Annotated in this window: 4 protein-coding genes; 3 read left to right on the forward strand and 1 reads right to left on the reverse strand. The window is 60.2% G+C overall.

Going from position 1 to position 12,172, the window contains the following annotated elements; all coding sequences use genetic code 11:
- Positions 1–55 precede the first annotated feature (55 nt).
- Positions 56–1,510: a TrkH family potassium uptake protein gene (locus PKE98_RS19480; RefSeq protein WP_271196985.1), complete on the reverse strand. Its 1,455-nt coding sequence runs from the start codon at positions 1,508–1,510 to the stop codon at positions 56–58.
- A 160-nt stretch (positions 1,511–1,670) separates the two neighbouring features.
- Between PKE98_RS19480 and PKE98_RS19485 the strand changes: the two genes are divergently transcribed.
- The 3 genes from PKE98_RS19485 (at position 1,671) to PKE98_RS19495 (ending at position 12,031) form a co-directional block, all read left to right on the forward strand.
- Complete coding sequence (locus PKE98_RS19485; protein WP_271196986.1) at positions 1,671–2,219, forward strand: nitroreductase family protein; 549 nt, start codon at positions 1,671–1,673, stop codon at positions 2,217–2,219.
- 425 nt (positions 2,220–2,644) lie between these two features.
- Complete coding sequence (locus PKE98_RS19490; RefSeq protein ID WP_271196987.1) at positions 2,645–7,711, forward strand: hypothetical protein; 5,067 nt, start codon at positions 2,645–2,647, stop codon at positions 7,709–7,711.
- A gap of 294 nt (positions 7,712–8,005) precedes the next feature.
- Positions 8,006–12,031, forward strand: a complete 4,026-nt coding sequence (locus tag PKE98_RS19495; protein WP_271196988.1) for a beta strand repeat-containing protein — start codon at positions 8,006–8,008, stop codon at positions 12,029–12,031.
- Positions 12,032–12,172 lie beyond the last annotated feature (141 nt).

Consider the following 12,172-nt stretch of genomic DNA (forward strand, 5'->3'; position numbering starts at 1 on the left):
TATTCTGGACCCCGTCTATGCGGGGGCGACGGTGAAGGCCCGGCGCGATTCGCCGTCAATGCCGCCAAAACGCCGGCACCATCAACACCAGCACGGTGATGATTTCCAGCCGGCCCAACAGCATGCCAAATGACAGCAGCCACTTCGCGCCATCCGGCAGACTGGCAAAGTTACCCGCCGGGCCGATCACTTCCCCCAGCCCCGGGCCCACGCCGGACACGGTGCTGGCTGCGCCCGTCAGCGCGGTAATCCAGTCCAACCCCATCAGCGACAAGCCCAGGGCGATGCCGCAGATGGTGATGCCGAAGAAAAACGAGAAGGTCAGAATCGAGCGCACCACGTCTTCGTCGAGGCGGTGGCCGTTGTAGTTCTGTTTGATCACCGCACGCGGGTGAATAAGCTGGTGCAGGTTGGCGCGCAGCAGGATATACGCCACCTGGAAGCGGAAGATCTTGATGCCGCCCGCCGTCGACCCCGAGCAGCCGCCGATAAAGCCCAGGTAGAAGAAGATCATCAGCGAGAAGTTGCCCCACAGGCTGTAGTCGCCCAGGGCAAAGCCTGTGGTGGTCATCACCGAGGTGACGTTCACGGCCACATGGCGCAGGGCGTCGTACCAGGGCAGGTCGGTGGTCGCCCAATACCAGAGCGTCATCACCAGCCAGGTGGCGAGCAGCAGGCCGATAAAGCCGCGCACCTGTTCATCGCGGATCAATGCCTTGCGGTTACCCCGCAACGTGGCGACATACAGGGCAAACGGCAGGCTACCCAGAATCATGAGCACCACCGCCACCCAATGCACCGCCGGTTGCGGCCAGTGCGCCAGGGATTGGTCCGAGGTGGAAAACCCACCCGTGGAAATGGCCGACATCGCATGATTGATGGCATCGAACCAACTCATGCCGGCCAACCACAACGCCACCGTGCCGAGCAGGGTGATGCCGGTGTACGCCAGGGCGATGTACTTGGCCACCATATGGGAGCGCGGCATTACCTTTTCCGAACGGTCGGAAGACTCGGTCTGGAACAACCGCATGCCACCAATGCGCAGCAGCGGCAAAATCGCCACCGCCATGCCGATAAAGCCGATACCGCCAAGCCAGTGCAGCAGCGAGCGCCAGATCAGAATGCCTGGCGAAATGCTGTCCAGCCCGCTGAGCACCGTGGAGCCGGTGGCGGTAATGCCGGACATGCTTTCAAAAAACGAGTCGGTGTAGCTGATGTGCTGGGTGAGCAGAAAGGGCAAGGCGGCGAAGATGCACACGGCAATCCAGCTGCTCACGGTGAGCATGTACATGTCGCGAGGGCGCAGGTGCACATGCTCGGGCTTGCCCGGCAACACCAGCGCCAGGCCCGCCAGAAAGGTGATCAGGCTGGACCAGAGAAAGGTATTGATCTCCGCCGCGCGGTTGAAAATCAGCAGGGTCACCACCGGCACCACCATGCTGATGGCCAGGGTGATCAGGAAAATACCGATGATAAAACCAATGGTGCGCAGCGTCGGTGAGACCATGCAGACAGGCTCTGGAAAGGGCAGTGGCACATTCTAGCGATAACCTGTGCAGCAAGGCGCGTGGTTTCTTGCCTGGCGGGGCCTGCGATTAAATCCGCGCGGTTATTTTCCGTATCACCCACTAGAATGCCCGCTGTACCTATTCAGGAGATGGCCCCCCATGGATGCGCTTGATGCTCTGCTCAACCGTGTTTCCGCACCTCGTTTGACTGAACCCGCCCCCGACGCCCTGCAACGCCAGGTGCTATTTCGCGCTGCCTTGCGTGCGCCGGACCATGGGCAATTGCGCCCTTGGCGGTTTCTGACGGTGGAAGGCAGTGACCGCAATCGTCTGGGCGAGCTGTTCGCCTCGGCGCTGGGTGCCGACGCCACACCGGAAGCGCTGGCCAAAGCCTTGGCCATGCCGCTGCGTGCGCCGCTATTGGTGGTGGTGATCGCCCGCGTGCAGGAACACCCCAAGGTGCCGGCCCAGGAGCAAGTGCTGGCCGCCGGTTGCGCGGCCCACGGCATTTTGCTGGCGGCCCATGCGCAGGGTATTGGGGCGGTGTGGCGCACCGGCGAGCTGTCTTACAACGCCCGTGTGGCCAAGGGGCTCGGTCTGGCAGAGAACGAACAGATTATTGCGTTTCTGTATCTGGGTACCCCGGAGCGTGAATTGCGTACGCCGCAGGACCTGCCGCTTGAGCAATTCGTTCAGGCCTGGCCATAAGGCTCCCGCGCCGGACGGTTTATGGGCTGTCTCGGGTGTTCGGATTTTTGTGTCTGCATGCACGGTTCTGGATCCCAGCCTGCGCTGGGATGACGGCGGTTTGGACCGCCATCACCGTCATCCCAGCGTAGGCTGGGATCCAGAATCTACGGAGCAGGCGGCGGCTCCGAAGCCACCCTCATACGACGACCAGTCGCAATAAATCTCGCGTCCCGCCATCCCCGTCTATCGCTGAATCCGCTCTAGAACGCCGGTCTGAACGCCTGGCTATAACTCAGATAGCCTATTGCCAGCAGGTAACGCGCCTGATACAAAGCCCGCCTGTGACACAAAACCAGCGCCATTTTTTTAACTATTCGAAGTTGGCGTTTGCCGCAGCGGCTGCTGCGGCAAGCCCTGCTGTATGACCTGCAAGGAAAGGGACGATGAGCATCACGATCAATGGAAACCAAACGGACTTCAGTTTCACCCGCGACGGCAGCACCCTTCAGGTTCTGAATGCAAACGGCGACGTGGTGCGCGAACTCACCAATGACTTCACCGTGGTGTTCGCAGACGGCACCGTTAACCTGTCTCAAAGCATCAATAATCTTGCCGCCGAGTCGTCCACGACCTCCTTTGGTTCGCCTTCGTCCACCGTCCTCACCGGCGGTGGTTATGTGCTCACCTGGGAGTACTACAACAGCGACGACTCCGAAAACGGCATTCTGCTGCAGCAGTACGATGCCGCTGGCGCGCTGGTGAAGCAGACCACGCTCACCTCATCCGAAGCCGAAGACCCCAGCGTTACCGCCAAAGACGATGGCGGCTATATCGTGGCCTGGAGCGCTTCGACCGACTCCACCAGCAGCATTCTGATTCAGCAGTTCACTAAGGCCGGCGTTGCCACCGCCAAGGCGCAAACGGTTGCCACCAGCACCGGTGCGGAGCTGGACGATGCGGTGATCGCGATGCTGCCTGGTGGCAAGTTTGTGGTCACCTGGTCGGCGATGACCGAAGACGACAGTAATGGCGACTGGACCGAAACCGGTGACCTGTTCTCGCAAGTGTTCAACGCTAACGGCACCAAAGTCGGCGCTGCGCAGAAAATCAACGGCGCCACGGTTGAAGGTACGGTGGCAGAAGATCAGAACGTGCTGCTTACCGACGATGGCTTTCTGGTTGCCTATGTCAAAGAGTGGTCGACCGCTGGCGTAGACGGCCCCGTTTACCACAGTGCTCTGGAAGTGCGCAGCTTCAACGCTAATGGCGTGCCGACCGCAGCGCCAAAGGAACTGACCAGCCTCGACAGCCAGTACCAGAACGCGTCCTACCCGGCGCTGCTGGTCACCGACGACGGCTATCTGATGACGTGGGTAGCCACCATCATCAACCCCAACCAGAGCTATGGTCGTGGCCTGCTTGGGCAGAAGCTGGATAAAGACTTCAACCCGGTCGGCGGCGAGCAGGCGTTGACGCCCACCACCGATTCCGGTGCCAACGATGCCAGCCTCACGCAGTTGTCCAACGGCCAATTCGTTGCCGTGTGGACCACCTTCGAGGGCGGCGCCGGCAATTCCGTGTATGCCCAGGTCTATTCCGATGCCCTGGAGAAAATCGGCGGCAGCATTCTCGTCAAGGCAGCGGCAGGCACCTATGAACCGAATGTAACGGCGCTGGATAACGGCGAGTTTCTGGTCAATTGGGTTGCCAATAGCTACTCCGAGCAGACCCAAGGCGCAGAAATGCTCAGCCAGCGTTATGACGCCAATGGTAATTCCATCGGCAATATCACCACCGTTATCAGCGGCGACGACAGCGACAACACCCTGACCTGGAACGGCGCAGGCGCCGTGACCCTGCAAGGCTATAACGGTGACGACACGCTCACCGGCGGTGCTGGCGACGACACCCTCGATGGCGGCAACGGTAACGACACCGTGATTGCCACCGGCAACCTGGCCGACAGCAGCTTCAGTCTGCAGAACGGTGCGGTAGTCCTTAACGGCCCGGCCGGCAAGGACGCCTTGATCAGCATTGAGAACGTGCAGTTCGACGACGCCACCCTCGCCATCAGTGACGGCAGCACCGACCTTGAAGTAGACGCCCAGGTCGCCAGTGAAACGCCAGCCACCGCCACGCTCGGCAATGGCGATCAGGTTGTGGTGTGGAAAGAGGGCGGCCTGGTGCAGGTGCAAATCCTGCGCGATGGTGTCTGGCAGCAAGCCAGCAGTAGCCAAATCGTGCTCGACGAAGATTCGCTCGGTGTTTCCGCGTGGCGCGATGGTTTTATCGTCACCGGGAGCAGCCAGAGCGCCAACAATGCACTTGTTATGCAGGTGTATGACCAAGATGGTCAGCCGGTGACCAGCATTTTGCAGCAGCCCGTCACTGAGGAGCGGGAGCTTGGCGATATCAGCGTCACTCAGGTGAAGGACGGCGGCTTTGTTCTGGCCTGGACCGAGCAGACGCCCGAGCACTGGGTAGAGGACGGCTCCGGGGAGGGGCATTACGAAGAGGCTGTGGGTAACGCCTACGTGCGGCTTTACGCCAATGATGGGGGCTTTGTCAGCGCGCCCGTGGCGCTGGCTACTGGCTCGCTGAGCGCGTTCGAACCAAGCGTCAGCGCCCTGCAGAACGGCGGTTTCGTGGTGGTGTGGGAATACGTTAACGACGCCAAGGAAAGCGAGGAGATCTACATCCAGCGCTTCAAAGCGGACGGCTCGCTGGACGGCAAGGCCAGCCAGGTGAATACCGGCACCAAAGGCGATCAGGGCGACCCGGCAGTGGCAACCCTGGCCGACGGCGGCTACGTAGTGACCTGGACCCGCGAGACTGACGACGACATCCGCGACGGCAACCAGGTTATCGAGCGCACCACCGCCATCGATATCTTCCAGCAACGCTACACCGCTGATGGCAAAAAAGCCGGCGGCGAAACCCAGGTGAACCAGGGCACTGGTTTCCACAACGACCCGGTGATCACCGCGCTCAAAGGCGGCGGCTACGTCGTCGCCTGGGCCACCAGCGATGAGCGTGAAATTTACAGCGGCGACTCCTCGCTCTTCGCGCAAATTTTTGACAAGAACGGCGTGAAAGTTGGTGACCAGCTGGTTGTCGCTACCTCCGACGACGAAGACTACTTCCCCTCGATCAGTGCGAGCGCCGATGGTGGCTTCCTGATCACTTGGGAAGCTGGCGAGCGCAACGACGACAACGCCCGCGACATCTACGCCAAGCAATACGACGCCAACGGTAACTCGACAACGCTGACCGGTGACAGCGGTGACAACACCCTGACCTGGACCGGCAAAGCCGGCATCACATTGAACGGCGGCGTCGGCGACGACACACTCACCGGCGGCGAAGGCAACGACACCCTGCTCGGCGGCGATGGCATGGACGTGCTCGATGGCCAGGGCGGCAGCAACCTGCTGATTGGCGGCGCTGGCGACGACACCTACGTGGTGCACAGCAACCGTGACGTGATTCGCGAAGCAGCGGAAGGCGGCTATGACGTAGTCGAGGCCTCCGTCAGCTGGACGCTGGGCGATAACCTGGAGCACCTGGTTCTGACCGGCACGGCCGCCATCAACGGCACTGGCAACGCGCAGGACAACCGCATCGAGGGCAACGATGGCGCCAACACCCTCAACGGTGGCGAAGGTCACGACTGGCTGTACGGTGGTGCTGGCGTCGACAAACTGTTTGGCGGCACCGGCGATGACACCTATCTGGTCGACTTGGTCATCAAAGGCACCGGCGCCAAGGCGACCGTTGCGCTGCAAGACACCGTCACCGAGAAAGCCGGTGAAGGCGAGCGCGACATCCTCGCCTTGCAACTGAGCCCCGAAGAAGTGGCCAAGCTGGCCAACGCCAGCAGCGTCACCACGCTCACCCTGGGTGCCAACATCGAAGAGTTCGATGCCACGCTCACCGACGGGCTGAAGCTCAATCTTACCGGTAACGCACTGAACAACACCCTGATCGGCAACGACAGCGACAACGTGCTCAATGGCGGCGCGGGTATCGACGCATTGGTAGGTATGGCTGGCGATGACACCTATGTAATCGACAGTCTTGACGAGCTGGAGCTGGTCAATAACTGGGCCGGCGAGCTGGTGACCGACGATGGCAATGACACCCTGCGTATCGCCCTGAAAGGCGGCACGGCAGCCAATTCGCTGACGATCAACCTCGATGAGTACGCCAACCTGATCGACGTCGAAAACGTACAGCTCACCGGCACCGGCGTGTTCACCGTGGTTGGCAACGACCTCGACAACCGGCTCGACCTGGGCAAAGCCACCGGCACGCTTAACGGCGGCCAGGGCAACGACACCTACGTGCTGACCAGCAAGGCGACTCAGGTTATCGAAACCGCCAACGCCGGTACCGACACCATCGAGGCATCGTTCACTGCCAGCCTGAACGACTACACCAACATCGAAAACCTGACCCTGACCGGCAAAGCGGCCATCAACTCCACCGGCAACGGCGAGGCCAACGTGCTGACCGGCAACGATGGCGCCAACATCCTCGACGGCGGCGCGGGCGCCGACAGGCTGATCGGCGGCAAGGGTAACGACACCTATATCGTCGACGACGCGGGCGATACCGTCATCGAAGTGGACGGTGGCGGTGTGGACACCATCAAGTCGTCGATCGACTTCAACCTCAGCAACACACCCTTTGTGGAAAATCTGACGTTGACCGGTACTGGCAGCCTGAGTGGTTTCGGCAATGCCCTGGCCAACACCCTGACTGGTAACAGCGCTGACAACCTGCTGTATGGCGGTGCGGGTGCCGACAAGCTGATCGGTGGTGAAGGCAATGACCTCTATATCGTCGACATGCTGGTAAAAGGCACCGGCAGCAAAGCCACGCTGGTGCTGGAAGACACCATCGTCGAGAAGGCAGGTGGGCCTGACCGCGACACCCTGTATCTGCAGGTAGGCGACGATGCGCAGGCCAAGCTCGCCACAGCCAAGGCCACCACCCTGACCCTGACCAACTACCTGGAAAACGTCAACGCCAGCGACACCGGCCTGGTGAAACTCAACCTGACCGGCAACGCGTCGGACAACGTCATCACCGGCAACAACGCCGGCAATACGCTCAACGGTGCTGCCGGCAACGACCTGATCATTGGTGGTAGCGGTGACGACCTGATCATCGGCGGCTTGGGTACTGACACCCTTACCGGCAATGGCGGTGCTGATACCTTCAGCTTCACTTCCCTGAAGGACCTGGGCCTGGGTGGCACTCAGGATGTGATCACCGACTTTGAGTCCGGCACTGACCATCTGGACTTCAAGGCTCTGAAAGGCTGGACGTTCAGCGGTGTAGTAGGTGAAGACCATCAAGCTACAGGTGCCAAGCAGCTGTGGGCGGTGGTCGAAAACGGCGACACCATCGTCTACGGCAACAGCGGTGGCAGCGCCGACGCGGACTTCTCCATCAAGCTGGCAGGTGTGACCAACCTGGCGAGTGCCGACTTCGTGCTGGCATAAACCGCCAACCGATGCTGTAGCCAAAAGGGCAATCCGTTACGCGGGTTGCCCTTTTTGTTTGTCGGCTAGAGAAATGTGATGCAGTTCACATCTGTTAATTGCTTAGGGAACTACTGGCCATTGCCACATGTCGCGCCGAAAAAATGGCCGATTGCCAGTATTTTTGGCCTCTGGTAGAAGTGTCGGGCCTGACACATATCCGTCCGGCTACCAATCAGCATTTTCTCGACATCATGTGCGCCTACACAGAAAGGACTCCTGTGAGTGTCGGGATCAACTAGCCAGGAATGGACTATGCCCACCTCAGTCAGCGGTAATCAGGCGCTTTATACCTTCAGTCGTCACGTTGATGGCACGCTTCTAATTGCTGAAAAGGCTGATCCGAGCATCGTCGTTACGGCGGCGTTGGGGGAGGAAATCACCTTTACCGGCGATGGTTCCATTCTGAGCTACTACGAATACTTTGATGACTCAGTCGCTCCGCCGGTTCTGGTCAGCGTGCTCGAACTGCTTGAGGGCACCAGCGATATCACCTGGACCGGTACCAGCCCCGTCGAGCTGTATGGCCTTGATGGTGCAGACATCTATAAAAGCGGCGCTGACGATGATTACATCGACGGCGGCAATGGTATTGATACCGTTATTGCCACCGGCAACATGGCTGATTACACATTCGAAGTAACCCCTGGCATTAACCTGGGCATGGACGACACCAGCGGTACCGATGGCTACGACGTGTTCCGCGACATCGAGAAATTCCAGTATGCCGACGGCACAATCACCGTGCACGACACCACGGCCAAGCTGGAAGACGACTACAACACCCTCTCCGAACCGCCGACCATCACCACCCTGGCCGACGGCACTCAAGTAATCGTCTGGAAGCAGGACACGGGCATTCGCGTTCAACATCGCAACGGCGATCAGGTGCTGTCCGACGATATTCTCGCCAGCACCGGCTCGGCCGTGGAGCCGGTGGTGTCGGCGCTCAATGATGGGTTTGTGGTGAGTTGGACGGTGAATTCCGAAGTCAACTCGTCCTCCCTGTTCACCCAAGTATTCGACCAGAACGCAGGCTCCGTTGCGCTGCACGAATACGTGGTGCCAAACCTCGCCGACCGTTGGGATCTGTCGACCGTTGCGCTGGAAAATGGCGGCTACGTCATCGCCTGGACCGAGGAAACTCAAGGTGGCGGCGCGCCAGACAAAGCCTATGTGCAGACATTCGACGCCAACGGCGTAAACACCAGCACGCCCGTTGCCCTGGCCACCGGCATCAGCTCCTACCCAAGCGTTTCCGCCCTGCACAACGGCGGCTTTGTGGCCGTATGGGAAAACGAAGACGCCAAAGGCAACGAAGAAATCTACCTGCAGCGCTTCACCGAAGCGGGCGCCAAAGACGGCAAGGCCGTTCAGGTAAACACCGGCACCACGGGCGGTCAGTACAACCCTGAAGTGGTCACCCTGGACGATGGCAGTTTTGTGGTGAGCTGGACCCGTGAGACAACCCAGAGCAACAACATTTTCATGCAGCGTTACAGCGAAACCGGTACCAAGCTGGGCGCTGAGACCCAGGTCAATACCACCAACGGTTTCTACGGCGAGTCGTCGGTCACTGCATTGACCACCGGCGGCTACGTGGTTACCTGGGCCACTTCGGATGACACTGAAACCGCTAACGGCACCTCGTTCGTCTACGCGCAAATGTTCGACAAGAATGGCGCCAAGGTGGGCATCGAGCTGATCGTGGCCAAGTCGTCCCACCATGACTTCTACCCAGCCATCACTGCGACCGCCGAGGGTGGTTTTGCGGTGGCGTGGGAAAGCTACAACCTTAACGCCGAAAACGACGGCAACATCACCTACAAAATCTTCGACGCGCAGGGCAACTTCCGCACCCTGACCGGTGATGACGGCGACAACACCCTCAACTGGAGCGGAACCGTTGGCGTGACCCTCGACGGCGGCCTGGGTGATGACCATCTTAACGGTGGTGATGCCGCCGACTTGCTGATTGGTGGTGTTGGCGCCGACGCCCTCAGCGGCGGCAAAGGCAACGATATTTATGTGGTTGACGATGAAAACGACGTGGTGACCGAGCAGCTCAACCAAGGCACCGACACCGTCCGCTCCAGCGTCAGCTACGCCCTCGCCGACAACGTGGAAAACCTGACGCTGACCGGCACCGCAGACATCAACGCCACCGGCAACAACCTTAACAACGTGATCACCGGTAACGCTGGCAATAATCAGCTCTATGGTGGTGCCGGCGCCGATACCTTGATCGGCGGCGAGGGCGATGATCTTTACCTTATCGATGACACCAAAGACACCATTGTCGAGAAGGCCGGTGAGGGCAGTGAAACGGTATTTTCGTCGGTCACCTGGACGCTGGGTGCCAACCTGGAAAATCTGGTTCTCAATGGCGCGGCCGCCATCAACGGCACCGGTAACGCGCTGGCCAACAACCTGCTCGGCAATTCCGGCAAGAACACCCTCAATGGCGGCGACGGCGACGACACCCTCGACGGCGCAGCAGGCGCTGACGCCCTGGTCGGTGGCAAAGGCAGCGATACCTTCAAGGTCGATCTGGTACTCAAAGGCACCGGCGCCAAGGCTGTGGTCGCGCTGGAAGACACCGTGACCGAAGCCGCCAACGTTGGCGATATCGACACACTGATTCTGCGCGGTGGTTTCAGCACCGACGCCGCCACCACCCTGACGCTCGGCGCCAACCTGGAAACGTTCGACGCCTCGCTCACTGGTACCACCAAACTCAACCTCACTGGCAACGCCCTGGCCAACACCCTGATAGGCAACGCCGCCGACAACGTGCTCAACGGCGGCGCCGGCATCGATACGCTGATTGGCGGGGATGGCAATGACACCTATGTGGTCGACAACGTTGCCGAGCTTGGACTAATTGAGGAAGGCATTGGCGAAGGTATCGATCTGTTGCGCGTTACCTACAAGGGTGGCGTCACTACCCCGCAAGCCACTATCAATCTGGGCGTGAGTAACCTCGTCAACGTTGAGCGTGTCGAGGTGACGGGCACCGGGCTGTATACCCTGGTCGGGAATGACCGGGACAACACGCTCGACGCCGGCAAGACCGCCAGCCTGTTGCTGGGTGGCAAAGGCAATGATGTCTACTTCGTGGCGCACAAAGACGCCCAGGTGGTCGAGGATGATGCGAACGGTGATGACGGGGTCGATACCGTGGTTGCCTCGGTGTCCTTCGCTATCGGCGACAACGTCGAGAACCTGACCCTGACCGGCAAAGCCGCTATCAATGGCACGGGTAACGAACTCGAGAACCAGATTATCGGCAACGACGGCGCCAATATTCTCGATGGTGGTACCGGCGCGGACACCCTGACCGGCGGCAAAGGCAACGACACCTATATCGTTGACGACGCCAATGACGTGGTGAGCGAAGACGCCAGTGAAGGCACCGACCTGATCAAGGCCTCGATCAGCTTTGACCTGGGCAACACCCCGTACGTGGAAAACCTGACGCTGACCGGCAGCGACGATATCAATGCCACCGGTAACGACGGGGCCAACACCCTGACTGGCAATAGCGTTGCCAATACGCTGGATGGCGGTGCAGGAGTCGACAAGTTGCTGGGCGGCGCGGGCGAAGATACCTATATCGTTGACTTGATTGCCAAAGGCAGCGGCGCCAAGGCCACCGTGGCGCTGCAAGACACCATCACCGAGAATAAAGGCGAGGGCGATCACGACACCGTGGTTCTGCGTGCAGACAGTGACCTCTTGATCTCGCTGTCCGGCGCCACCAAGGCCACCACCCTGACCCTGGCCAACTACCTGGAAAATATCGACGCCAGCGGCACCGGCACCTTGAAGCTGAACCTGACCGGCAACGCGGCCAGTAACGAAATTACCGGTAACGATGCCGCCAACGTGCTTAACGGTGGCGCGGGCGACGACATCATTGATGGCGGTGACGGCGCTGACGTCATCATTGGCGGGCTGGGTGCCGACACCCTTACCGGTGGTGCCGGTGCCGACTCGTTCACCTTTACCTCCTTGAAAGAGCTCGGGCTGGACGCTACGCAAGACGTAATCACCGACTTCACCTCCGGTGAAGACACCCTCAACTTCAAGGCGCTAAAAGGCTGGACCTTCAACGCGTCGGCCACCGAGGCGACGGGCACCAAGCAGTTGTGGGCTGTGTCCGACGGTGTCGACACCTACGTTTATGGCAACAGCGGCGGCACCCCGGTTGCAGACTTCGCCATCAAGCTGGTCGGGGTGACTGCGCCCTTGACCAGCGCCGACTTCGTGCTGGCGTGACCGATGCGCTGAAGCGCTAAACAGGCTGGAGCAAAAGGGGCAATACGCATCGCGTGTTGCCCCTTTTGTTTGGCGGGCGGATCAACGGTGGCGCTGGCAGCCGTGTAATCGACAGACGGGCGGGAATGACGCTTTAGTTGG

The organism is Pseudomonas turukhanskensis (assembly GCF_027922365.1).
In the GTDB taxonomy this organism is placed as follows: domain Bacteria; phylum Pseudomonadota; class Gammaproteobacteria; order Pseudomonadales; family Pseudomonadaceae; genus Aquipseudomonas; species Aquipseudomonas turukhanskensis.